Source organism: Bradyrhizobium murdochi (assembly GCF_000472965.1).
Classification (GTDB): Bacteria; Pseudomonadota; Alphaproteobacteria; order Rhizobiales; family Xanthobacteraceae; genus Bradyrhizobium; species Bradyrhizobium murdochi.
Map to the genome: position 1 here is coordinate 128,741 of NZ_AXAU01000005.1, position 24,793 is coordinate 153,533.

Annotated in this window: 18 protein-coding genes; 6 read left to right on the forward strand and 12 right to left on the reverse strand. The window is 63.8% G+C overall.

Going from position 1 to position 24,793, the window contains the following annotated elements:
• Positions 1 to 57: 57 nt before the first annotated feature.
• The 6 genes from YUO_RS0115195 to YUO_RS0115220 all read right to left on the reverse strand — a co-directional run bounded on the left by YUO_RS0115195 (position 58) and on the right by YUO_RS0115220 (position 5,674).
• Entirely contained in the window at positions 58 to 1,746 is a 1,689-nt protein-coding gene (locus tag YUO_RS0115195) for an MFS transporter (protein WP_035726776.1), read from the reverse strand.
• A gap of 187 nt (positions 1,747 to 1,933) precedes the next feature.
• Positions 1,934 to 2,302 (reverse strand): hypothetical protein, encoded by a 369-nt coding sequence (locus YUO_RS40785; protein WP_035726778.1) that lies wholly within the window; start codon positions 2,300 to 2,302, stop codon positions 1,934 to 1,936.
• A 296-nt stretch (positions 2,303 to 2,598) separates the two neighbouring features.
• The gene (locus YUO_RS0115205) at positions 2,599 to 2,922 is read right to left on the reverse strand and encodes a hypothetical protein (protein ID WP_028348045.1); all 324 of its coding nucleotides are present in this window, start codon (positions 2,920 to 2,922) and stop codon (positions 2,599 to 2,601) included.
• Entirely contained in the window at positions 2,919 to 3,338 is a 420-nt protein-coding gene (locus YUO_RS0115210) for a hypothetical protein (protein ID WP_156908635.1), read from the reverse strand. Before YUO_RS0115210 ends, YUO_RS0115205 begins: the two co-directional genes overlap by 4 nt.
• Positions 3,339 to 3,401: 63 nt before the next feature.
• The gene (locus YUO_RS0115215) at positions 3,402 to 5,381 is read right to left on the reverse strand and encodes a sodium:solute symporter family protein (RefSeq protein ID WP_028348047.1); all 1,980 of its coding nucleotides are present in this window, start codon (positions 5,379 to 5,381) and stop codon (positions 3,402 to 3,404) included.
• A gap of 14 nt (positions 5,382 to 5,395) precedes the next feature.
• The gene (locus YUO_RS0115220) at positions 5,396 to 5,674 is read right to left on the reverse strand and encodes a DUF4212 domain-containing protein (protein WP_028348048.1); all 279 of its coding nucleotides are present in this window, start codon (positions 5,672 to 5,674) and stop codon (positions 5,396 to 5,398) included.
• A gap of 294 nt (positions 5,675 to 5,968) precedes the next feature.
• On the opposite strand from YUO_RS0115220, the gene YUO_RS0115225 reads away from it, so the two are divergent.
• The 3 genes from YUO_RS0115225 to YUO_RS0115235 all read left to right on the forward strand — a co-directional run bounded on the left by YUO_RS0115225 (position 5,969) and on the right by YUO_RS0115235 (position 9,702).
• Positions 5,969 to 6,577: a hypothetical protein gene (locus tag YUO_RS0115225; RefSeq protein ID WP_156908636.1), complete on the forward strand. Its 609-nt coding sequence runs from the start codon at positions 5,969 to 5,971 to the stop codon at positions 6,575 to 6,577.
• A 76-nt stretch (positions 6,578 to 6,653) separates the two neighbouring features.
• Positions 6,654 to 8,786: a DUF294 nucleotidyltransferase-like domain-containing protein gene (locus YUO_RS0115230; protein WP_028348050.1), complete on the forward strand. Its 2,133-nt coding sequence runs from the start codon at positions 6,654 to 6,656 to the stop codon at positions 8,784 to 8,786.
• Between the two features lie 244 nt (positions 8,787 to 9,030).
• Positions 9,031 to 9,702 (forward strand): response regulator, encoded by a 672-nt coding sequence (locus YUO_RS0115235; protein ID WP_028348051.1) that lies wholly within the window; start codon positions 9,031 to 9,033, stop codon positions 9,700 to 9,702.
• 109 nt (positions 9,703 to 9,811) lie between these two features.
• On the opposite strand, the gene YUO_RS0115240 is transcribed toward YUO_RS0115235, so the two are convergent.
• Positions 9,812 to 10,453, reverse strand: a complete 642-nt coding sequence (locus YUO_RS0115240; RefSeq protein ID WP_028348052.1) for a helix-turn-helix transcriptional regulator — start codon at positions 10,451 to 10,453, stop codon at positions 9,812 to 9,814.
• A gap of 93 nt (positions 10,454 to 10,546) precedes the next feature.
• Between YUO_RS0115240 and YUO_RS0115245 the strand changes: the two genes are divergently transcribed.
• Complete coding sequence (locus YUO_RS0115245) at positions 10,547 to 11,974, forward strand: MFS transporter (RefSeq protein ID WP_028348053.1); 1,428 nt, start codon at positions 10,547 to 10,549, stop codon at positions 11,972 to 11,974.
• A 24-nt stretch (positions 11,975 to 11,998) separates the two neighbouring features.
• On the opposite strand, the gene YUO_RS0115250 is transcribed toward YUO_RS0115245, so the two are convergent.
• From YUO_RS0115250 to YUO_RS0115260, 3 genes are all read right to left on the reverse strand, one after another.
• Positions 11,999 to 15,508, reverse strand: coding sequence for a hybrid sensor histidine kinase/response regulator (locus tag YUO_RS0115250; RefSeq protein WP_028348054.1), 3,510 nt, complete (start codon positions 15,506 to 15,508; stop codon positions 11,999 to 12,001).
• 159 nt (positions 15,509 to 15,667) lie between these two features.
• Positions 15,668 to 16,897: a 5-aminolevulinate synthase gene (hemA, locus tag YUO_RS0115255; protein ID WP_028348055.1), complete on the reverse strand. Its 1,230-nt coding sequence runs from the start codon at positions 16,895 to 16,897 to the stop codon at positions 15,668 to 15,670.
• Between the two features lie 144 nt (positions 16,898 to 17,041).
• Positions 17,042 to 17,923, reverse strand: a complete 882-nt coding sequence (locus YUO_RS0115260) for a LysR substrate-binding domain-containing protein (RefSeq protein WP_028348056.1) — start codon at positions 17,921 to 17,923, stop codon at positions 17,042 to 17,044.
• Between the two features lie 119 nt (positions 17,924 to 18,042).
• Here YUO_RS0115260 and mdcA point away from each other — a divergent pair, with 119 nt between their 5' ends.
• Positions 18,043 to 19,680, forward strand: coding sequence for a malonate decarboxylase subunit alpha (gene mdcA / locus YUO_RS0115265; RefSeq protein WP_028348057.1), 1,638 nt, complete (start codon positions 18,043 to 18,045; stop codon positions 19,678 to 19,680).
• 33 nt (positions 19,681 to 19,713) lie between these two features.
• Positions 19,714 to 21,093 (forward strand): malonyl-CoA decarboxylase, encoded by a 1,380-nt coding sequence (locus YUO_RS40790; protein WP_051379448.1) that lies wholly within the window; start codon positions 19,714 to 19,716, stop codon positions 21,091 to 21,093.
• Between the two features lie 100 nt (positions 21,094 to 21,193).
• Here the strand turns inward: YUO_RS40790 and YUO_RS0115275 are convergent, their stop codons facing one another.
• Both YUO_RS0115275 and YUO_RS0115280 read right to left on the reverse strand, forming a co-directional pair.
• The gene (locus YUO_RS0115275) at positions 21,194 to 22,255 is read right to left on the reverse strand and encodes an MBL fold metallo-hydrolase (RefSeq protein WP_028348058.1); all 1,062 of its coding nucleotides are present in this window, start codon (positions 22,253 to 22,255) and stop codon (positions 21,194 to 21,196) included.
• Positions 22,256 to 22,506: 251 nt separating this feature from the next.
• Positions 22,507 to 24,630, reverse strand: coding sequence for a methyl-accepting chemotaxis protein (locus YUO_RS0115280; RefSeq protein ID WP_028348059.1), 2,124 nt, complete (start codon positions 24,628 to 24,630; stop codon positions 22,507 to 22,509).
• Between the last annotated feature and the right edge of the window lie 163 nt (positions 24,631 to 24,793).

Consider the following 24,793-nt stretch of genomic DNA (forward strand, 5'->3'; position numbering starts at 1 on the left):
GCGGCCGGCTTGGTTGGGAGTGTCGTATCGCCGCGGCTGTTGCCGTCGGCGACGCCGTTACTTCGTGATGTCGACGTCCTTGGTTTCCGGCAGGAAGAACAGGCCGACAACCACGGTGATCGAAGCGAAGATGATCGGATACCAGAGACCTGCGTAGATGTCGCCGGTCGAGGCCACGATCGCAAACGAGGTCGCCGGCAGCAAACCGCCGAACCAGCCATTGCCGATGTGATAGGGCAGCGACATCGAGGTGTAGCGGATCTTGGTCGGGAACAGTTCGACCAGCATCGCCGCGATCGGCCCGTACACCATGGTGACGAAGAGCACCAGGACGAACAGCAGTCCGATGATGGCAGCGACGTTCGGTTTGAAGATATCGAACGGGTGAGCCATCTTCACGATCTGGGCGTCGCCGGCCTTGGGGTAACCTGCGGCCTGCACCGCTGCCAGGACGGACGGATTGGACGTCTTGGCGTCGGTGTAAGCTACGTCCTTTCCGTTGACGACGACCTTCACGCCGGAGCCCGCAGCGCCATAGCTGGTCGAGTATTTGACCGACTGCTGTGCCAGGTAGGCGCGAGCGGTATCGCATGGTGCCGAGAAGACGCGGGTGCCGACCGGGTTGAACAGGTCGCCGCAGCCCTTGGCATCGGCCACCACCTCGACCTTGACCGATTCGATCGCCTTTTCCAGCGCCGGGTTGGCGTTGGTGGTGATCATCCGGAAGATCGGGAAGAAGGTCAGAGCCGCGATCAGGCAGCCCGCCAGAATGATCGGCTTACGGCCGATCTTGTCGGACAGCGCCCCGAACACGATGAAGAAGCCGGTGCCGAGCAGCAGCGACCAAGCGATCAGAAGATTGGCGGTGTAGCCGTCAACCTTGAGGATCGATTGCATGAAGAACAGCGCGTAGAACTGGCCGGTGTACCAGACCACGCCCTGACCCATCACGCCGCCGATCAGGGCGATGAGAACGAGTTTTGCATTGCTCCAGTTGGCGAAGGCCTCGGTCAACGGCGCCTTGGAGCCCTTGCCCTCGTCCTTCATCTTTTGGAACACGGGCGACTCGTTCAAGCGCAGCCGGATCCATACGGAGATGCCGAGCAGCACCACCGAGACGAGGAACGGAATGCGCCAGCCCCATTTGGCGAACTCGGCTTCGCCGAGCGCGGTGCGGGTGAACAGGATCACCAGCAGCGACAGGAACAGGCCGAGCGTTGCCGTGGTCTGGATGAACGAGGTGTAGTAGCCGCGTTTGCCCATCGGTGAATGTTCGGCCACGTAGGTCGCCGCTCCGCCGTATTCGCCGCCGAGCGCGAGGCCCTGCAGCAGGCGCAAACCGATCAGGATGATCGGTGCCGCAATGCCGATGGTGGCCGCGTTTGGCAGCACGCCGACGATGAAGGTCGACAGGCCCATGATCAGAATGGTGACTAGGAAGGTGTATTTGCGGCCGACGATGTCGCCGACACGGCCGAACACGATGGCGCCGAACGGACGAACGATAAAGCCTGCGGCGAACGCCAGCAGTGCGAAGATGTCACGCGTGGCCTGGTTGAACATCGGCTGATTTGTCGCGGGATCAATGACGCCGAAGAACTGCGCGCCGATGATGCTGGCAAGCGAACCGAACAGGTAGAAGTCATACCATTCGAAGACGGTGCCGAGCGAAGAGGCGAGAATGACGAAACGTTCGTCCTTCGTCATCCCGGCGGCCTTGCCGGACGTGACAGTCATTGTAGACATTTTTCGAATCGCTCCCCTTTTTTGTGATCGCAAAGATATGCGTTGCGCCAATCGGCGCATTATGAGTGGGGCTCACTACATGCTTGGAAGGCGCGGCCCAATAGTACTTTCGGCTGGCATAGAACCAGCCGAACGCGGCGATGCGTTTAAATGCATGAAATCTGCCGGCGATCGGCGCTGTCTGGAACTAAAGTCCAATAAGCGAGAACACAAGCGCGGCAGTCCACATCACTATGGAGATGAGGGCGGTCCAGCACGCGCACAACAAATACGTCTCGCGCATTATCGATGAAACCATCTTCTGCGCGATCGCCTGAGGCGGGCGATTTTCCTTGCGCAGATAGAGCCACATCTCAGTCCGGCGATGGTCTTTGGTTCGTGCTTCCCATGCCTTCAAAATGAGCACGAGCGTCATCGCCATGCTCAGGAAGCCCCCGGCCTGAAAGGCCGCGCGCGGAAGGAAGGACAGGCCGATCATGACGCAGAAAATGGCGAGCGATGCAAATCCGCAGGCGCGCAGCACCGTTTCATAGGCGATACGGCGCATCTCTTCCACGATCGGCTACTCCTCGGTTGCAGGCGATTGCGGCCAACGTAGCGGCAAGTTTTCGTGCCCTCAAACTCGACGCAAGGCTGAAGTCTCATTTGCCGAAATGTCATGCTCCATCAAAAAGATAGAGCTGGGTAGCGTTTCACAAAAAAGTCATCGGCTACTCGCTAGAGCGTTTTCAAGCGAAAGCCTGCCGCGAACTTGATCCGGGATGGACACCGGTTCGCGTCAAGAAAACGCGCGTCAAAACAAGAATCTAGAGCCCGGTTCTGATGCAATCAGAACCGAAGAGGCTCCTACATCTAGAGACCGATCTTGAGAAAATTGCCCGCGGCAGGCAGCGCCAGCAGCGCGGTTCCGGCGAGCCAGATCCAGAGCGATACATGGTTCGATTCTGTGGCGCCGGTGATGCGCTCGTAGACGGCTGCGGGGATTCCGCCGAGAACGATCGTCGCGGTCGAGACCATCAACGATGCGAACATCAGCGTCAACGAGATGTTTCCGAACAGCAGCGGCCCGGCCAGCGGCTTGACGTACAGCAGCGCGAAAATCAGCCAGAGCTGGTTGAATATGCCGTTGATCATTCCGAAGAACGCGATGCCGATGAAGAAGAAATTGCGATTCATGACGCCGCTCCCATACGGGGCGCCAGATTGAGCAACAGCAAGGTGTAGTGAAATGCGACTCGCAGCCAGAACAACCAGACGAAGCCGAAGAGCCACAGCAGGACCGGCGCGGTGATTTTCGGCGTGACCAGCGAGACGACCGCGACGACGGGATCGGTGATCCGGCAGAAAAATCGCCAGATGTAATTCGGCGAATCCGCATCGACCATGAGACCGAGCAGAACACGGCCGAGCATGGTGTACATCAAAGCCGCGAGCGCAAAATTCGGCAGGTGGAAATACCAGTAGGCGGCCAGTGAACTTGAAGTACTCAAAATCGGAGTCTCCTGGTCTGTCGAGCAATCGACGGTGCGGACCGATCGCTCGGCGCGCAACAATGGCAAGTGGAGGCTTTTCCCGCAAGCCGGGTTGGTCACGGCCTTCCCAAAACAAAAACGGGGCCTTGTGAGGCCCCGTTTGCCGAACGTGCGACAGCGTCGCTATGTCGTCTTTTCCTCGAGCACCGTCCTGCCGCGCGGCTTGCGGATGTCGTCGACATACGCCTGCATTTCCGCCGACGGCTCCCTGCCGAGCTTGCTGACGATGTAGATGACAGCAAAGCCGAGCGGGGCGCCCAACAACCCGCAGGCGATGTTGGTCAGGTTGAACCAGCCGACCTTGTTGGCCAGCGGGTGCGCGAGCGTCGGGAAGCTCTCCATGGCGTTGGGCAGCGCCATGGCCTTGGCTATATCGACCAGCGGGGCTCCCGTCGCCGGGTTCAGCAGCGACGTCATACCGAAGTACTTGACGCCCGCGCCCGGGAAGTACCGCGTGGTCACCAGATAGAACAGACACAGTCCGAACCCGGCAATGATGCCGCAGATCGCGCCCGTCGCCGTCGCGCGCTTCCACCAGACCCCCATCACGAGTGCCGGGAAGTTGCCCGCCATCGCCAGCGAGAATGCCCAGCCGACCATGGCCAGGATATCCCCGGGCTTGGTCGCGGCTGTTGCTGCCGCAACCACCGCGACGATCAGCAGCAGGACGCGGGCGACGATGAGCCGGCGCGCGGTCGGCGCGTTCGGGTCGATCATCTTGTAGTAGACGTCGTGGGACAGCGCATTGGCGATTGCGAGCAGCAGCCCGTCGGCGGTGGACAGTGCGGCGGCGAGACCGCCGGCGGCGACCAGACCCGAGATCACATAGGGGAGCCCCGCGATCTCCGGCGTGGAGAGCACGATCACGTCCGTGTTGATGACGAAGTCCTGCAGCCGGACCACGCCGGGGTGATCCGCAATGGCCTTGCACGCAGCGATAACCGCGTCGATGCTGGCTGCGTTCTTGCCGCAGATCTGGATCAGCCCGAGTTCGCCCCAGCTAAACAACCACGGGCGAATTGCCGACAGATCCCGTCCGATAATGTTGGTATACACCTCCAGCTTTGAGAACGCCGCGTAGGCCGGCGCCGAGAAATAGAGCAGGAAGATAAACAGCAACGACCATCCCACCGACTGACGCGCTTCCCGCACGGAAGGGGTGGTGAAGTAGCGCATCAGGATGTGCGGCAGCGAAGCCGTGCCGACCATCATGCACATGATAATCGCGAAGAAGTTGAGCGGAGTGTAGTTGATGAAGGGCTGGATGTGCGGCTTCAGCGTCGCAGCGGTCGTCAGGCCCGTCGCCAGCATCTGCTGCTCGCGCGCCGTGATGTCCGCGATGGCCTGTCCGTATGTGAGCTCCGGAATCGGAATGCCGTAGTTCTTGGTGGACAGGATCACGATCGGCGTCAGGTAGGCGATGATCAGCACGATGTACTGGGCCACTTGCGTCCAGGTCACCGCGCGCATGCCGCCCAGCATCGAGCAGACCAGAATGCCGACGAGCCCGGCGAACACCGCAAGTTCGAACTGCATGCCGAGGAAGCGCGAGGCGATCAGTCCGGTGCCGTAGATCTGTGCCGTCACATAGGTGAAGGAACAGGCGACCAGCACGATAACGCCGAGCGCCCGGGCGAAATTGCCGCCGTACCGGAACGCCAGAAAGTCGGGCACGGTATAGGCGCCGAACTTGCGCAGGTACGGTCCAATCAGGATCGACACCAGCACGAATCCGCCGGTCCAGCCGAGCACCCAGGCGAGGCCGTCATAGCCAAGCAGGAACAAGGTGCCGGCCATACCGACAAAGGACGCCGCGGACATCCAGTCGGCGCCCGTTGCCATGCCATTGTAAAATGCAGGCACGCTGCGGCCGGCCACGTAATATTCGGACACTTGCGCCGTTCGCGAGAGAATGCCGATGATCGCGTAGACCGCGAGGGTGAAAAACACGAAGAAGTAACCCAGGATCTTGTTCGGGACCCCGACCTGTTCGAGCACTGCGAGCAGGATCACGAAGGCGAGAAAACCGCCCGTGTAAAAACCGTAGATCTTCCCGAGATTACTAAGGAAGTCGGAGCTGCCGCCAGTTGATGTGGTTGCCATGGTGGATGCTCCCCTCAATCTTCCTCGGCAAAGCCGAATTCGCGGTCAATCTTGTCTTGCTGCTTTGCGAACATAAACAGCATGACCACGAACACGATGAGCGAGCCCTGTGCGGCCATGTAGAAGCCGAGCGGGAAACCAAGGATCGGGATGATGATATTGTTGAGCGGCTTCACGAACATGTGGATGACGAAGCCGAAGAAGAACCAGACGGCGAGATGCGTGAACATCAGGCGCGAGGTCTTCGCCCAGTGTGCTTCTTCTCTTGCTCTCAGATCTGTGGGGTTAGGCATGGGTCGCAAATCTCCCTCAAGACAACCGGTCAGCAAATGCAACCGGGATTGAATGATCGAGGGGATTGCAATCCCGTCAGCGCGGCACCCCCCTGCGCCGCAGTCCCGACCGCTCTTGTGCCGGTTTGGAACTAACGAAGGCTAACATCACGAATAGTCAGTTCTTAATAATACTTTCGGGGGGTAGAGTATGTTGCGACTGCTAACAGCGATGTCGCATTGGAATCATTGCGCTTTGCAGGTACCGGATAGTTGGACAAGCTGATCCGGGTCGCCGCGCGGGAAGAGACTGCAATGAAGCTGTTCGAAAAACTGTTTCGTCCTCGTCCGCCGATTCGCGACCGCGAGGCGCTCGCGGACTTCGTCGATGCGCAGTCGGCGTTCATCGTGCAGAAGGGCATTTACGAATATTCGCGCGCCCGCGCAGGCCATTACGCCAAGGTGCTGTTTGCCGAGGAGGGCTTCGCCAAATCGGTCGAACACGCACGCTGGCAGGCCTTTCCGCTCGGGCTGTCGATGGTCGGCGAGACGGTCGAGGTCGTATTGCGTCCGCACGCCGGAGAGGAGCGCCGGGCGGTGCTCGACCAGATCATCGCGGTCGTCCTTTCGGTGTTCGACCGTTATCCGGTGCCGCCCTCGATCGGCGAGGCCGCCTGGCAGGAAGCGCGGCGCGAACTGGCGCATCGGCTCGACCTGGTCGGCGGGCACGCGCCCAAGCGGGTGATGGACATTCCCGAACCGCTGGCCGAGAGTTATTTTGCCATGATGCCGATCCACGAAAAGCTGCGCGGGCGCGATTTCCAGACCACGCGCAACTACCTGCGTGTCAGCCTGTGCAACATCCATGACGAATTGGCGGACCGCATCGATGCGGCCGCGGTGATCGGTGCGCTTTTGAAATAGGACCGTCCGAAGCCTGCCGACGCCGGCACCGTCGAACGGCGTTGGAGGAGGCGGCGGGCGCGAGCGGGAGGGGTCGATGGACAGGACGACCGGCGGGGCCCTGCTTTTGTCGCTCGACGCCGTTGTCATCGATACGGAGACGACCGGGCTCGATCCGCGCAAGGCGCGGGTGATCGAGCTCGCAGGCGTGCGCCTCTCGGCCGGAAAGCTCGCACTCGGCGATACGTTTCGCCAATTGCTGCGGCCGGCGGGGGAATCGATTCCGGTTGCCGCCACCCGCATTCATGGCATCGACGACGCTGTCGTCGCCGGCGCGCCGCCGTTCGCGGAGGCCTGGTCGGGCTTCGAGGCGTTTCTCGGCGGATCCGTCGTGATCGGACACACGGTCGGCTTCGATCTGGCGGTCCTCAAGCGTGAATGCGATCTGGCCGGCATTCCCTGGTCGCGGCCGAGAACGCTCGACACCAGGTTGCTCGCGGAAATCGTCGCGCCCGAACTGGCGGGTTATGCACTGGAGAAGCTCGCACATTGGCTTGGGGTCGAGCTTTCCGAGCGCCATACCGCGCTCGGCGACGCGATCGCGACGGCGCAGATATTCCTGGCGCTGGTGCCGAAGCTGCGTGAACACGGCATCCGGACTGTTGCCGAAGCCGAACGCGCCTGTCGCGCACTCACCGCCGTGCTCGACGATCAGGTGCGCAGCGGCTGGATCGAGGCGGTCGACGCCACGGCCCGCGTCGATGCCGAGGAGACGCTGCAGCGCTTCGACAGCTATGCGTTTCGCCACCGCATCAGCGGCATCATGCGGACGCCGGCAATCTTCGTCCCGTCGGGCGCCACCGTCGGCGAGGCGCTGGCTCGAATGACGGACGAGAAGATATCGGCCGTCTACGTGCACGGTCGGCAGCCGGGCACCCCGGTTAAGGCGGCTGATGCGGGTATCCTCACGGAGCGCGACGTGCTGCGCGCCGTCGCCCGGCTCGGTGCCCCTGCACTGCAGCGCCCCGTCACCGAGATCATGAGCAAGCCGCTGGCGGCGGTCCCGGCGGATGCGTTTGTCTATCGCGCAATCGCCCGGATGAATCGTATCAAAACCCGCCATCTCGGTGTCGTCGACGAGGCCGGCTATGTCGCCGGCGCCTTGTCGACACGCGATCTGCTGCGCCTGCGCGCAGGCGATGCCATATCGCTTGGCGAGGAGATCGACGATGCGCTCGACGCGCATGCCCTGTCGGCGGCGTGGACGCAGTTGCCGCGGGTCGCGCAAATGCTGCTGGCGGAAGGATTGTCCGGCCGCGATATCGCCGAAATCGTTTCCCGGGAACTGGGAGCCCTTACCCTGCAGGCCGCGGTGATTGCCGAGCGGATCATGCGAGATAACGGCCGCAGCGAGCCGCCGTGCCCCTACGCCCTTTTGGTTCTTGGCTCGGCCGGACGCGGCGAAAGTCTCCTGGCGATGGATCAGGACAACGCCGTGATCTTTGCGCACGGCGACCCTGACGGCGAAGAGGATCGCTGGTTTGCCGAACTCGGAACGCATGTCGCAGATATCCTGCACGAAGTCGGGGTGCCGTATTGCAAGGGCGGCGTCATGGCGAAGAATGCGCTTTGGCGCGGCTCGGTGGCAACGTGGCGCGAGCGGATCGACAAGTGGATCACACGTTCCAGTCCCGCCGATCTGTTGTCCGTCGATATCTTCTTCGACCTGCGGGCGGTTCACGGCGACGGCAGCCTTGCCGTTGCGGTGCGTCAGGCGGCCTTCGCGGCGGCCGAAGGCCAGGTCGCGTTTATCAAACTGTTGGTCGAGAACGTCAGCGTTCCAGCGAGCCTGAAATTTTTCGGCGGGATCCGCACGGTCGCCGGCCGTATCGACCTCAAGGCAGCCGGACTGTTTGGTCTCGTTGCATGGGTGCGCGCGATGGCAATCCGCTATCACGTCATGGAACGGTCGACGTCGGCACGACTGGCCGGCGTGAAGGCGAAGGTTCGGGCCAGCGAGAGCGATCTCGATGCGCTTGGCGAAGCCCAGGGCACCTTTCTCGATCTCATCCTGTCGCAGCAGGTTGAGGACATCGCCCATGGCATCCCGCCTTCCAACGCGGTTGCCGTGAAGCGATTGTCGGGCCGTGACCTCGACCGGCTGCGTGCGGCACTCGATGCGGTCTCCACTATCGATGAGCTCGGCCGCGATCTCCTGTTCAAGGATTGACGCAACGCCTCTTTTCGAAAGCGAAGCATCTTTCTCCGAGTTCCCCGTGGGGCTGGCCGGCCCCGCCCAAATCCCCACTTGTTCATTTTTTTGCGTTGCACCATTCGAAGGAAATTGGTGCCGATTAACTGCTTTTACGCGACGCGGGAAAGGTTGCCTTGCAAGTCGCTTCCTGACAGTGGACAATCAAATTGCTGTCAATCAGCAATGACTTGCATGCTTTCCCGACCGCCCGGAACCGATGATCGCTGCTGCCAATACCCACCTCGTCATCGCCGATGACCATCCGCTCTTTCGCGACGCTCTGCGGCAGGCGGTTGCCAGTGTCGTGGCTTCGGCTGCCGTCAGCGAAGCCGGCACGTTCGATGAACTCACCGCGCTGCTCGAGCGGGATTCCGACGTCGACCTGATCCTGCTCGATCTCACGATGCCGGGGATTTCGGGCTTCTCGGGGCTGATCTACCTGCGGGCGCAATATCCGGCGATCCCGGTGGTGATCGTGTCGGCGAGCGACGATGCCGGTACGATCCGGCGGTCGCTCGATTTCGGCGCCTCCGGCTTCATTCCCAAGCGCTTCGGCGTCGAGACGCTGCGCGACGCCATCATGAAGGTGATGGAGGGCGACGTCTGGGTGCCGCCGGACACCGATCTCTCCTCGGCCACCGACCCCGACATGACGCGGCTGCGCGACCGCCTGGTGACGCTGACCCCGCAGCAGGTGCGGGTGCTGATGATGCTGTCGGAGGGACTGCTCAACAAGCAGATCGCCTATGAGCTCGGCGTCTCCGAAGCGACCATCAAAGCCCACGTCTCGGCGATCCTGCAAAAGCTCGGTGTCGAAAGCCGCACGCAGGCCGTAATCGCGGCGGCGAAAATCTCCGGCGGCCAATGGCGCCAGGGCACGCCGACGGGGTGACCATTCCACCTCCGCTATCCTGAGGCGCTCGCGGTGGGCCTCGAAGAATGAATGGCAGCGCCGGTGGCCGTGGTGCCGCGCGAGACGTCGCGGCGTACCCTGCGCGCCCTCATCGTGGCCGCCGCGTGATTCGGTACGCGCAGCGACGAGCGCCAGCGAGAATATGATCGATGCGCTCAACGGTCACGTCGGTCCCCAGCACAGCGCGGAAGACCGCAAGTTCCGAACGACAGAGACCTTGGCAAGCGGTCGCTGCCGCGCAAATCGGGCAGTGGTTCTCAATCAATAGAAAGCTGTCTCGGGTGTCTTTGGCCACGCTCGCCATGTAGCCTTCACGGCTTCGAATCCGTGCGAGGGCCGCCAGCTTTCGACGAAGCGAACCTTGCGCCCCGACGACTTTGCGGTAGCTGGCGACGGTCGCACGCTCGCGGTGCTCGATCAGCCTCTCCCGACCCTCGTCTCCAAAGATGTCGCGCATAGATTGCAATAAATCCAGGGTCAGATCGGAGTGACGGTCGGGGAACCGCTCGTGGCCGCGCTGCGTCAACCGCCAATATTTCCTTGGCCGCCCGCGCCCTTCGCGTTGGTCTTCGCTCTCCACCAGGCCTGCCGCTTCAAGCTTGAGGAGGTGCTGACGCGCGCCGGCCGGGGTCATGTCAAGGCGCGCGCCGACGTCGGCGGCGACCTGCGGTCCGCGCGTCTTCAGGTGAAACAGGATGCGATCCTGACTGCGGTCTTGGTCTTGACTCACGTGCCTATTTTAGAAATAAAATGCTATCTAAAATAACCCGACTGTCTATCGCTGGCAACTCCCAGCGCGTTCGTCCGGAGCGAGGCCGCCGACATGGACCAGGACTCAATCCGGGAAGGATGGCGATCACTCTTCAAACGGGAATGGATTCCGACACTCGCTATCCTGCTCGGCGGAGTGCTGCTGCAATCCATGAACGTCTTGCTGCTGACGACCGTGCTGCCATCCATCGTTGGTGAACTCGGTGGCGTCGCAATGTTGAGTTGGCCGACCACCGCCTATCTTGCCTCCTCCATTGTCGCGGCAAGTTGTGCCGGCGTGCTTGCGACCGCAGTTGGCTCCCGGACAGCCTATTGCGCGGGGGTAACGATATTCGGCTTCGGCGCGTTGCTTTGCGCATTGGCCCCGGCGATGGGCTGGATCGTTGTCGGCAGGCTCATTCAGGGATTCGGCGGCGGCCTGGAGGCTGCCGTCGCCTATGTGCTGGTCCGCGGAACGTTTCCGGAGTCGGCTTGGTCACGGACCATTGCGCTGATGTCGACCAGTTGGAGCATGTCGGTCCTGATCGGTCCCCTCGTCGGCGGGGTGTTCGCTCATTTTGGCAACTGGCGCAGTGCCTTTGTCGCGACCGCCGTTATTGCCGTTGTCCTGGCAATAAGCGCCTCCTTCATCTTGCCGTCGGTGACGGCCCGTGGAACGTCTCCCCTGCGCGTGCCCGCTGGACGGGTCGCGCTGATCTGCCTCGCGATTGCTGCAACGTCCGCCGCGTCTGTTGTGGCGCCGCTGCTGGCGAAATCGGGCCTGATCGTCGCGGCGGTCGTCTCGCTCGCAGTGATGTTGCGGCTTGACCGTCTGGCAACGACCCGGCTGCTGCCGAACGACGCGTTTTCATGGCGCACACAAACGGGTGTCGGGCTATGGCTTGCGCTGCTGCTCTGCATCACCTTCAGCCCGCTTCAGATCTACGTGCCTATGTTCCTGCAGCAGTTGCATGGCTTCGATCCGCTCTCGGCCGGCTTTGCCGTCGCCAGCGCCTCGCTGGCGTGGACCATTGCCTCGCTCGCAACCGCCGGGGCGTCGGCACGCTGGCCGGATCGATTGATGTTGACCGGGCCGGCAACCATGGGACTGAGCCTGATGGCCATCGGGCATCTCGTGCCTGACGCTACGGTCTCGGCATTCCTGCTGGTCCCGGCAATCGCCATGCTGGGGGCGGGCATCGGCCAATGTTGGCCCTTCGTCGCGCACCGGATTATGGACAGCGCAAAGGCGGGCAACGAGGTAGTCGCGGCATCGTCGGTCCCCACGGTCCAGCAGATGGGCTTTGCATTCGGTGCGGCAATAGCAGGGCTGATAGCGAATGCCAGCGGACTATCGGCTGCAATTCCGGACGAGGGAATGGCGCGCGCCGCTTTCTGGGTGCCAGCAGGCTTTGTCGTGTCCGCGATGCTCGCTTTCCTGACAGGGCTGCGCTTGCGCTCCTTGCGCGAGCCCTGGTTTGTCTCTCCATCCCGCCAATAGCGAACATCGAAAGAAAGTAGATCGCTACTCCGCCGCCACCAACTGTTGCGCGCGCCACTGGCCGAGCAGGGCGCGGAGTGAGGCCGGCTTTACCGGCTTGTTGAGGATCGCGATGTTTTCCTCGCGTGCGGCGGCGCGGACGTTGGGGCTGCGATCGGCCGTGATCAGGATGGCCGGAATGTTTTCGCCGAAGCGGCGACGGATCTCGCGGATCGCGGCAACGCCGTTGCCGCGGTCGAGGTGGTAGTCGACCAGAAGGCCGGTCACGCTGTGGCCGGACGATTCAATGGCAGCGATCGCGGCTTCCGGGTCAGCTACCGCGATCACCTCGGCGTTCCAGGCTGTCAGCAGCGTCTTCATGCCGTCGAGGATCGCCGGATCGTTCTCGATGCAGACGATCAAGGCGCCGCTCATAGGCATCTTGGAAAGCGGCGTCGCGCTGGTGACGGCGTGGGTGTAGTTGACCGCCTTGGCGACCGGCACGGTCACCGAAAATACCGAGCCGCCGCTGACGTTGGCGTCGATCGCGATGCCGTGGTTGAGCACGCGCGCCAGCCGCTCGACGATCGATAGACCAAGGCCGAGGCCGCGGGCGATCCGCGCGCCCTGCTCGAGGCGGTGGAATTCCTTGAAAATCTCGCCGCGCTTCATCACGGGAATGCCGACGCCGGTATCGTAGACGGCGATCTGCAGGGATTGTCCGTGGCGGCGGCAGCCGACCAGCACGCGCCCGCGCGGGGTGTATTTGATTGCGTTGGAGATGAAGTTCTGCAGCAGCCGCCGCAGCAGCGAGCGGTCGGACTGCACCGGCAGCGAGCAGGGAACGAAGGTCAGCTCCAGCCCCTTGGCGCGGGCGATCGGCGCAAACTCGATCTCCAGCGAGCGCATCAGGTCGGCCATCTTGAAGCTCGAGATCGAGGTCGTCATTGCCCCCGCATCGAGCCGTGAGATGTCCAGCAGCGCGCCGAGGATCTCCTCGATCGCCTCCAGCGAGTCGTCGATGTTCTCGACCAGGCGGGAATCCTCACCGCCGTTCTGCCGCTCGACGAGGCTGGTGACGTAGAGCCGCGCCGCGTTGAGCGGCTGCAGGATGTCGTGGCTGGCGGCAGCGAGGAATCGGGTCTTCGAGATGTTGGCATCCTCGGCGGTGCTCTTGGCCCGCGCCAGTTCGGAGTTCAGGCGGGTGAGTTCCTCGGTGCGGTCGCGCACGCGCTTTTCCAGCGTCGCATTGGCGCGCTCCAGCGCCTCGGCGGCCTCGAAGCTCGGGGTCACGTCGGAGAAGGTGATGACGAGGCCGCCGCCCGGCATCCGGTTGGAGCGGACCTCGATCACCATGTGGCGATCGGCTAAGCGCTCCAGATAGGGCTCGCCCTCGGTGGTGTAGGCCTCCAGCCGCCGCGCCAATAGCGTATCGGGATCGTCGGCGCCGGACGCGCTGACCGCGCCCATGAATTCGAGGATTTCCTGCAAGGGAATGCCGAGCTGCACAAGGTGCGGCGGCAGCGCGAGAATTTCGCCGAACTGCCGGTTCGAGCAGATCAGTTGCAGGTCGGCGTCGAACACCGCGATGCCCTGGCGCACATGGTTGAGCGCGGTCTGCAGGATCTCGCGGTTGAAATGCAGCGCGGCGTGCGAATCGTCGAGCAGCTTCAGCGCGGCCTTGGCGGAGACGGTGCGCTTGCGCAAGAGAAGCGACATCACGAGGCGCGAGGAGGCCGCGCCGATCGAGGAGGCGATCAGGCGCTCGGCGTATTGCAGCAACTCGAAATCGGCCGGTGCCGCGGGGTCGAGATTGCCGGGATGACCGGCCGCAAAGGTCTCGAAGGCCTGGGCCGCGCGCTCGGGGCCGAGATATTGCGCCACCGTGCTCTGGATGTCCTGCACGGTCACGGTGGTGCGCCAGCGCCGGAACGTCGGGGCGATCGGCGCCAGCGTGTTCGGCACGAACAGGTCCGCCTGCAGCCGTTCGATCGAGGACGGCTGGCGCGCGAGCGACATCACAACATAGGTCAGGATGTTGAGCGCGAGCGACCAGAACACGCCATGCATCAGCGGCGGCAGCTCGGTGCCGAGCAGCGCTTGCGGACGTAGTGCTGTGATGCCGAACGGCCCCTGCTGCAGCAACAGAAGGCCGGCCGTACTGCCCTCCAGAAAACTCGGCAGGAACAGCGTGTAGAGCCACACCGCGATGCCGACCAGCATGCCGCCCATCGCCCCGCGTGCGGTTCCCTGGCGCCACACCAGGCCGCCGAAGAAGGCCGGCGCGAGTTGCGCCAGCGCCGCGAACGACAGCAGGCCGATCGCCGCCAATTGGGTGTTGCCGAGCGCGCGGTAGTAGAAATACGCCATCACCATGATGGCGAAGATCGCCAAGCGCCTAATCTTGAGCAGGAAGTCGCCGAAATCCTTGCTGCCGTAGCGAGCCCCGGGACTTCCCTTCAGCACCATCGGCAGCACGATGTCGTTGGAGACCATGATGGAGAGCGCGACGCATTCGACGATCACCATCGCGGTCGCGGCCGACAGGCCGCCGACGAACACGGCGATGCTGAGCAGCGCGGAATTTGCCTCGATCGGCAGCGCCAGCACATACATGTCGCTGTCGACGGCGCCGAACGGGAAGGTGACGAGACCGGCGATCGCGATCGGAATCACGAACAGGTTGATGGCGACCAGATAGAGCGGGAACAGCCAGCGCGCGCGGCGGACCTCCTCAGGGCTGGAATTCTCGACCACGCTGACGTGGAACTGCCGCGGCAGCAGCATGATCGCGCAAAACGACAACAGCGTCATGGTCAGGAAATTGCCGATCGACGGCACGTAGCTGATGGCGCGCACTGCCTCCGGTGTCTTCATCGCGCGCTCGATCAGTTCGACGGGCGTGAACATCCAGAAGGTTACGAACGCGCCGGCGGCGATAAAGGCCACCAGCTTGACGATGGACTCGGTGGCGATCGCCAGCATAAGGCCGTGCTGATGCTCGGTGGCGTCGGTCTGGCGGGTGCCGAACAGCACCGCGAATGCCGCCATCGCCAAGGTGACGACCAGTGCGATGTCGCCGATCAGCGGAATCGAGGAGAACAGCTTGTCCTCGGTCAGGATCGTCTCCAGCGACGAGGCCACCGCCTTGAGCTGCAGCGCGATGTAGGGCACCGAGCCCACGATCGCGATGACAGCCACGGTGGCGGCGACCGCCTGGCTCTTGCCGTAGCGCGCCGCGATGAAGTCGGCGATCGAGGTGATGTTCTGCGACTTGGCGAGCTGGATCACGCGCCGCAGCAGCGGCGTGCAAAGCCCGATCATCAGGATCGGGCCGACATAGATCGCAAGGAAGTCGACGCTGGTGCGAGTGGCGAAGCCGACCGAGCCGAAGAAGGTCCAGGAGGTGCAGTAGATCGCGAGCGACAGCGGATAGATCAGCATGCTGGCGCGGCCGCGCTGGCTCGGCGACAGGCGGTCGCCGTAGCTGGCGACGACGAACAGCAGTCCGATATAGGCGAACGCGGTGGCGATTACGCCCCAGTCGTGCAGCATCGCTCTCGGGTCTCCCTCTCCCGGCGCTTGGATTGCGGACGTGTGTTCGTCACGCCAGCCGGACGTAAACGCCATGGCCGGAAGAGGCGAATATAGACGCTTTGGGCCGGCAGCGCACGGCGCCACCGGCCCAATTCGAAGGGATTAGGACGGGTAGGGTTACTCGGCCGCCAGCGATTTCTGCCTCACAGGCAGCCCGAGGCGTTCCCAGACCTGCAGCAGCGCTTCCGCGAGCCGATCGATCAGCCCGTCATCGTGGTAGGGCGAGGGCGTGATCCGCAGCCGCTCGGTGCCCTTGGCAACCGTCGGATAGTTGATCGGCTGGATGTAGATGCCGTGCTCTTCCAGGAGGATGTCGGAGGCCTGCTTGCACTTCTCGGGATCGCCGACGAACAGCGGCACGATGTGGGTGTCGCTCGACATGACAGGCAGCCCGGCAGCATTGAGGATCGCCTTGACCCGGGCGGCGCGGTCCTGGTGGCGCTCGCGCTCCCAGTTCGAGGTCTTCAAATGCCGGATCGCAGCCGTTGCGGCCGAGCAGATCGCCGGCGGCAGCGCGGTGGTGAAGATGAACCCCGGCGCGTAGGAGCGAACCGCGTCGATGATCTCGGCATTGCCGGCGATATAGCCGCCGAGGCAGCCGAACGCCTTGGCGAGCGTGCCTTCGAGCACGTCGATGCGGTGCATGACGCCGTCGCGCTCGGCGATGCCGCCGCCGCGCGGACCGTACATGCCGACCGCATGGACCTCGTCGACATAGGTCATGGCGCCGTATTTCTCGGCGAGATCGCAGATTTTCGAAAGCGGCGCGACGTCGCCGTCCATCGAATAGAGGCTCTCGCAGGCGATCAGCTTGGGCCGGTCGGGGCCTGCAGCGATCAAAAGTTCCTCGAGATGGGCGAGGTCGTTGTGGCGGAAGATCTGGCGCTCGCAGCCGGCCTGGCGGACGCCCTCGATCATCGAATTGTGGTTCAGCGCGTCAGATAGAATGAGGCAGTTCGGAATGAGCTTTGCGATCGTCGAAATGCCGGTCTGGTTCGACACATAGCCCGAGGTGAACAGCAGCGAGGCCTGCTTGCCATGCAGGTCGGCCAGTTCCTGTTCGAGCTGCACCAGCGGATGGTGGGTACCGGCGATGTTGCGGGTGCCGCCGGCGCCGGTGCCGACGCGGGTCGCGGTTTCGACCATGGCGCCGACCACTTTCGGGTGCTGGCCCATGCCGAGATAGTCGTTGGAGCACCAGATCACGACATCGCGCTTGCCCTTCGGCGAGTGCCAGACCGCATGCGGGAAGCGGCCCGCGATCCGCTCGAGGTCGGCGAAAACGCGGTAGCGCCGCTCATCATGCAGGCGGTTGAGGGCGGCGTGGAAAAATTTGCTGTAATCCATCACAAGACCTGGAACGGAACCGGCCGTATTGGCGTGGGGCCTTTTTAGAGCTTTTCCAGCTTTGATGTCTATGCGAATTCCCACATTTCGGCGAGCCTCCAGGACGCTACTTAGGCGGGGCGAAAATTGATCTAGATCAACATGCTAGGTGCGTTTCGCAGCCGTACCCGCGGCGCCGCGATCTGCGGATTGGACAAGCGAGGCCAGCGCCTCCGCCAGCGCCGCCGCAGCGGCGGCCGGGCGCGCACTTTCGAAGATCGCGAATTCGAGATCGGGCAGCGGCGGCAATCCATCGGCGACGCCGAGAACACGCAGGCCATTCGTGATCGCGCTGGACGGAAGTGGTGTGATGGCAAGGCCGGCCAGCGCCGCGGCGCGTACCCCGGTCAGGCTGGGGCTGGTGTAATTGATCTCCCAGGATGCATCGCTACCGCGCAGCGCTTGCAGCGCCGCCTCGCGCGATACCGAGTGTTCGCGATAAAGCGCCAACGGAAGCGGCGCGCCGGGAACGAGATCGAACGTCTCAGCGGCCGCCCACAACAGCGGTTCGCGCCAAGCCAGGCGTCCACGCGACGTCCCGAGCGGGCGCTTGGCAAGCACGACGTCGAGCCGTCCTCGGTCGAGCAATTCGATCAGTCCCGAGCTGACGCCGATCTGCACTTCGAGCTTCACATGGCGGTGCAGGCTGGCGAAACGGCCGAGCGCCGGAGGCAGCGATCCGCCGGCCACCTCCTCGACGGCGCCGAGGCGCACCGTGCCGGAGAGCTGCGGCGCGGTGAGACGATGACGAGCCGTCTCCTCAAGCTGCAGCAGCCGCCGCGCATCGCCCAGCAGCATCTCGCCGTCATCGGTCAGCGCCACCGCGCGCGTGGTGCGGCGGAATAGTGGGCGTTTGGCCTCGAGCTCCAGACGCTTGATGTGCTGGCTAACGGTGGACTGCGTGAGGTGGAGTTGCTCGGCCGCACGGTGGAAGCCGCCGCATTCAGCGACCGCGACGAAGGTTTTGAGCAGGTCGAGTTCGAGCACGGTCGATTGATCGAGTTTTGCGATCAGTCATATTACGAAATATTATTTTTATAATCAATTGGCCGCCCCTACGTCTCGGTCACAGGCAAGCCGGTGAGACAAACGGAAGGGCTGCAACCATGTCGGAACAACAAAACCCGCGAGCGGCCAGTCGCCGCGAGCGCCTGGCGCGGACGGTGTCCATCTGCGCTGATGGCAGAAAAATATGTCCATCCGGCCGTGCGACCGAGCTGCTCGAAGCGCTCATCGAACCCGCCGACCGCGTTGCCATCGAAGGCGACAATCAGAAGCAAGCCGATTTCCTCGCCGCGGCACTTGCCGATGTCGACCCGGCGCGCGTGCATAATCTGCACATGGTGCAGTCGGTCCTGGCACTGCCCGACCATCTGGCCGTGTTCGAGCGCGGCATCGCGAGCCGGCTCGATTTTGCCTTTGCCGGGCCGCAAAGCCGCAAGCTTGCCGAGCTGGTCGGCGCCGGCGCGATGAAGATCGGCGCGATCCACACCTATCTCGAGCTCTACGCGCGCATGCTGGTCGACCTCACGCCGCGCGTTGCGCTGATCGTCGCCGACAAGGCCGACCGGCACGGCAATCTCTACACCGGCCCGAACACCGAAGACACGCCGACGATTGCGGAAGCGGCCGCTTTCCGCGGCGGTATCGTCGTGGCGCAGGTCAATCAGATTGTCGACGTGCTGCCGCGGGTCGACATCCCCGGCGACTGGGTCGACGTTGTCGTGCCTTCTCCAAAACCCTACGCAATCGAACCCCTGTTTACCCGCGACCCCGCCAAGATCAGGGAGCAAAATATCCTGATGGCTATGATGGCCGTCGCCGCGGTCTACGAACCCTATCAGGTGCAGCGACTGAATCACGGGATCGGTTACGCCACCGCGGCGATCGAACTGATCCTGCCGACGTTCGCCGCCTCGCGCGGATTGAAGGGCACGGTCGCGAAGCAATTCGTCCTCAATCCGCACCCGACGCTGATCCCGGCGATCGAGGCCGGCTTTGTCGAGAGCGTGTACTGCTTCGGCTCCGAACTCGGTATGGAACGCTACATGTCGAGCCGGCCGGATGTTTTCCCTGTCGGCGCGGACGGCAATCTGCGCTCGAACCGTGCGCTGGCCCAGGTCGCCGGCCAATATGCCTGCGATCTTTTCATCGGCGGCACCTTGCAGATCGATTCCGAGGGCAACAGCTCGACGGCGACGAAGGGACGGATCACAGGGTTCGGTGGCGCGCCGAACATGGGTGCCGATGCGCGCGGGCGCCGCCACGACAGCCCGGCATGGCTGCGCGCGGGAAGGCAGGCCGGCGATCCGATGCGCGGGCGAAAGCTTGTCGTGCAGATGGTCCAGACCCGCCAGCCTGATGGCACGCCGAGCTTCGTCGAACGGCTCGATGCGTTTGACCTCGCCGCGAGCGCAGGCCTCGCGCTGCCGCCGGTGATGATCTACGGGGACGACGTCACCCACGTCATCACCGAGGAAGGCGTCGCAAACCTGCTGCTCTGCCGTTCCGCGGACGAGCGTGAGGCGGCGCTGCGCGCCATTGCCGGCAACACCGAATTCGCGTGCGCGGCCTCAGCGGACCGCACCGAGGATCTGCGTAGGCGCGGCATCGTGCTGCGGCCCGCCGACCTCGGCATCGATGCGCGGTCAGCGACCCGTGACCTGCTCGCTGCGCAGACGATCGACGATCTCGTCACGTGCTCCGGCGCCCTCTACGAGCCGCCGGCGAAGTTTCGCCGTTAATCCCGCGCCGCAGCCAAGGCAGGAGGTGCAAGCATGTCCCGGCACACGCAAGCAAATGACAGTTCTCTCGTTCCACGTTCAGCATCGCTTGGGGCCGATTCGCCTCCATGGCTCGATCGACTTCGCTTCTCTCTTGGTCTGCCGGACGAGGCCGGTGCCGCGTCAGGCGGTGAGACGGTCACCGCGCTCGAACGTACCGAGCGGCTCGCGGCAGCACTGCTATCGGAGCGCGGCGAAGCGTCAGGCGCGATTGTCGCGCGTGAGCTGCACGAGGCGTTGCGCGGTCTCGATGCGAGCGCTCGTCTGCGCTTTTACCGCTTCCTCGCGGAAAACTTTCGTCCTGACGTCACCGCGTTGCGGGAGGCCGCGCAAAGCTATCTTTCCAGTCCAACGATCGAGGGCGCGGCGCGGCTCGCGCAGGCCGCCGATCCGCCGCGGCAGGAAGTCTTACGTAGGATGAACACGGCGCCGGGCGGTACCAGCGCGCTGGTCGCGATGCGCAAGGAACTGGCGGTGCACCTTCGCGGCGAGCCGGTGTTGAACCTGCTCGACAGCGATCTCAAGCACCTGTTCGCCTCGTGGTTCAATCGCGGATTCCTCGAGCCGCGCCGCATCGACTGGCAATCGCCAGCGGCGGTGCTCGACAAATTGATCGCTTACGAGGCGGTGCACGAGATCGAAGGCTGGGACGACCTGCGGCGCCGGCTGGCGGCGGACCGGCGCTGCTTTGCCTTTTTCCATCCCGCGCTGCCGGGCGAACCGCTGATCTTTGTCGAGGTCGCGCTGGTCGAGGGTCTGGCCGGCGCCGTGCAGCCACTGCTGGCCCAGGACGGAGATGACGAAGCCACGCGGGCGCAACGCGCGGACACCGCGATCTTCTATTCGATCTCGAATTGCCAAGCCGGCCTGCGTGGCGTTTCGTTCGGCAATTTCCTGATCAAGCAGGTCGTCGAGGAACTCAAGGCCGAGCTGCCGCGGCTGACGCGCTTCTCGACGCTGTCGCCGGTGCCGGGATTTCGCCGCTGGCTGAAAAAGCGGCTGGGCACGGCTGATAACCCCGAGTCTGCGGAGTTGGCGCAGCTCGAGGCCGACGGATGGTGGTGCGACGAGGTGCGGAGCGAGGCGCTTCGGCCGGCGCTGATGCGCCTCTGCGCCATCTACCTCACGCGACAGGTTTTTTCATCGCAAGAGCCCGCCGATCCGGTGGCGCGCTTTCATCTGGGCAACGGCGCGCGACTGGAGCGGATCAATTGGCTCGGCAACGTCGCACCGCGCGGGATCGAGGAATCCTTCGGCATTATGGTCAATTATCTCTACGACCGTCACAGCATCGAGGCCAACCACGAGACCTTTGCCCATGACGGCACCGTGGTGCGTTCGCCGGAGGTCGATGCCTTGATGGCCGCAACTTAAGCTCGCCGGGTTGTTCGTCGCGGCCGGCGTGATCTGCGGTCCGGGCTCGTACGGCTGCATCGCGGCGACCGCGCAGATGCAGTGAGCGCGTCTTGCCGGATCAGGTCGCGCGGAACCGCAACACGCCGTCGCTGACCTCGCAGGTCAGACGGCCCTCGACCAGCATGTAATTGACGTGGGCGACCAGTTCGCCGGCGGCAAAGCCCATCTGGTGCTCGTCCAGCACGTGCTTGTGGAACACGACCGGCACCAGCTCCTTCGAGGTCTGCGGCACTTCGCGGCAGGCTTCCGCGATCAGCCGGCAGCGATCCTCGTGGTGGTCGGCGAGCTGCTTGATGCGGGTCTTCAGTCCGTAAAACGGCACGCCGTGGCCGGGCAGCACCATCACATCATAAGGCAGCGTGGTGGTGAGGCTCGCCAGAGACGCCAGATATTCTCCGAGCGAGTTCTGGTCGGGCTCGACCGCCCAGACGCTGACGTTCGGTGAAATCTTGCTCAGCACCTGGTCGGCGGAGAGGAATAGTTTGTCGGCGGCGCAGTACAGCATCACCTGGTCGAGCGCGTGGCCGCCGCCGGTGATCACCTTGAAGCGGCGCGCGCCGATCACGACCTCGTCGCCATGCGAGATGCGCCGGTAGGACGGCGGCAGCACCGAGACCCGCTTCAGATAGTCCTGGCCGCGGCCGAGCAGCCTGTCGGTCAGGTCCTCGTCCATGCCATGACGGCGGAAGAACAGGCGCTGCGCATTGCGCCGTTCCTCGGTGCCACGGTTCTGATGGTAGACCGACTGGAGGTATTCCACCTGCGACATATAGAGCGGGCAATTGAAGCGCTCGGTGATCCAGCCCGCCAGACCGACATGGTCGGGGTGCGAATGGGTCACGATCAGGCGCTTGACCCTGACATGGGCGAGCGGCCCCTCGAACAGCATGGTCCAAGCCGCAATCGATTCTGCGTTGCCGAAACCGGAATCGACCATGGTCCAGCCGTCACCGTCGGCGAGCAAATAGATGTTCACGTGATTGAGGCGGAACGGCAGTTTGAGGCGTGCCCAGAGCACGCCGGGCATGACCTCCACGACCTGGTCGTGGCCGGGGTGGCTCTCCCATGGGTATCGCAGGGTCTCCGCGATGGACTGGATGCTGTCGGTCTTCGAATGCATGCTACCGGCTTAGCGGGACGCGCGGCGCTGCGCCAGCCGAAAAAAGCGCTGGCGGTGTCCGCACGGCCGGGGAACGCAAGGCGTCGGGCTTCAAATGCATGAGTTTACGGCGCGATCCCCTGCCGCCGCGCCTGGCCGATGGTGACGCATGCCCCGATGCTGCGCAGTGCGCCCGGCAACTTTGCATGGGGTTGTTTTCGCATTTTTGTCGGCAGGCTCGCGGCCGCGGGGCCGCCGCCCGGCACATTTGGCTACGCCGCCCTAATGTTCGACAGGAACGCGTCGATCTCCTCGCGCAGCACGTCGGCCTCGCGGCGCAGCGCGTCGGAGGCGGTCAGCACCTGGCTGGCGGCGGTTCCGGCTTGCGCCGAGGCGCTGGAGACGCCGACGATATTGCTGGAGACTTCGCTGGTGCCGCCCGCGGCATGCTGGATGTTGCGCGCGATCTCGCGCGTCGCCGCACCCTGCTCCTCGACCGCGGCCGCAATCGCGGTGGTCACCTCGTTGATCTCGCTGATCGTGGTGCTGATGTTGCGGATCGCGGAGACCGCGGTCTCTGTCACCGTCTGCATGCTGACGATCTGCTGGCGGATCTCGTCGGTGGCCCTCGCGGTCTGGTTGGCGAGGCTCTTCACCTCGGAGGCGACCACGGCAAAGCCGCGGCCGGCATCGCCGGCGCGTGCCGCTTCGATGGTGGCGTTCAGCGCTAAAAGGTTGGTCTGCGAGGCGATGGTCTGGATCAGGTCGACGACCACGCTGATCCGCGCCGCGTTATCTGCGAGCCCCTGCATGGTGGCGTCGGTCGCACCGGCGTCGTCGACCGCCTTGCGGGCGATCTCCGCCGAGGTGATGACCTGACGGCCGATCTCTTCGATCGAGGAGGACAATTCCTCGGTGCCCGACGATACGGTCTGCACATTGGCCGAGGTCTGCTCGGCGGCGGTCGCAACCGCGGTGACCAGCGCGCTGGACTGATCGGCGGTCGCCGACATGCTTTGCGCGGTCGATTGCATCGAACCCGCCGCGGTCTGCAGGCTGTCGAGCGCGGTGCGGACGGTGCTTTCGAACTCGACGATGCGGGCTTCCATGCGGGAGGCGCGCTCTGACTTGGCGATGCGGTCCTTGTCCTGCTCGGCGGAGAGCGCGCGGCTCTGGATCATGCTCTCGCGGAACACCTGCAGCGAATCCGCCATGACGCCGATCTCGTCCTGGTGGTGGGTCTGATAGACCTCCGTTTCGAGGTCGCCGCTCGACAGCAACTGCATCGAGCGCTGCAGGTTGCTGATCCGCCGCAGGATGTTGCGGCCGACATAGAGCCAGACGAACAGGATCGAACCGACCAGCGTCGCCACGCCGAGGGCGAGCATGACCATGGTCCCGAACGAGATCTCCTGACGCGCCTGCCAGGCCGCAGCGTCGGTTTCCTTCTGCACGGCGTCGACCAATTGTTGCACGCTGATGCCGAGGCCGACATTGAGCTTGCGGGTTTCCTCCAGAATGGTCTGGCCGAAATCATCTGCATCAAGCTCCTGCTGGCGGACCTTGAAGACGCCGGTCTTGCCGTCGGCAAGTGCCAGCAAGTCCAGGGTCGCTTTGCGGACAACATTCATCGCCGTGGTCGTGGGTAGCTTCTCGACATTCGACTTCACGCGCGCCTGCGCGGTGCGGAATTCCTTCCCGATGGCCTCCAACGTATCGCCGCTGGTGGCCGACAACGCGGCGATCATGTCGAACGCCATCAGATTGCCGCTCGCGGCGATGTCGGCGAGCTGGTCGGCCGTCCTGTGGGCCTTGATGGCATCGGCCTGCGAGAAGTTAGGGGCGGCGTAGATGCTGTAGAGTTCGGTCTGGGCGTCGATCGCCGCTGGGCCGGCGGCGGCAATGAAGCGCCGTTGAGCCTTGCGCACCGCTTCGTACAGTCTTTCGTGCTGGGCGGCCAGTTCGAGCCGCTCGTGTGCAGCCGAGCCGAGGCTCTTGATCACCTCATCGATGTTCTTCATGTTCTCGGTGAGTGCGGCAACGACCGCCTTGTCGGCGCCGAGTTCGACGATCACGCCGAGCTTCTGCAGTGCGACCGCCTGGGTCTCCTTCATTTTCCTGGTGCGATCGTTCAGCGCCTGCTCGCTGCGCGCAGCCAGCAGCGCCGGCCCCTGGCTGGCGAGGCTCGCGCTCTGCGCCGAGAGCTGAAGGCTGGCGGCGAGGCGGGGAATATCCCGTCCGCTTAAATCCACCATGGTCCCGCCAAGCCGCCCGAGCATCAGTCCGGCGCCGGCAGAGATGATGATCGCCATACCGGCGATGACGGCGAAGGCGGCAAACAGACTGCCCCTGACGCCGAAGCGAATACCCTTGAGCCCTGAATTGAATAACGCCATCTGCCCGCTGCCCGTCCACGCTACCTTGGGATGTTTCGTGCGGCAGTATCGCGATACCCGGTTAACAAGTTTGGAAAAACGGAACTTTTTCGCCATAATTTTAGCGGCAGGCACTTGCTGTACTGGGTTTTTCCGTGAATCGGAAAATGCGGGGCGCAGAACC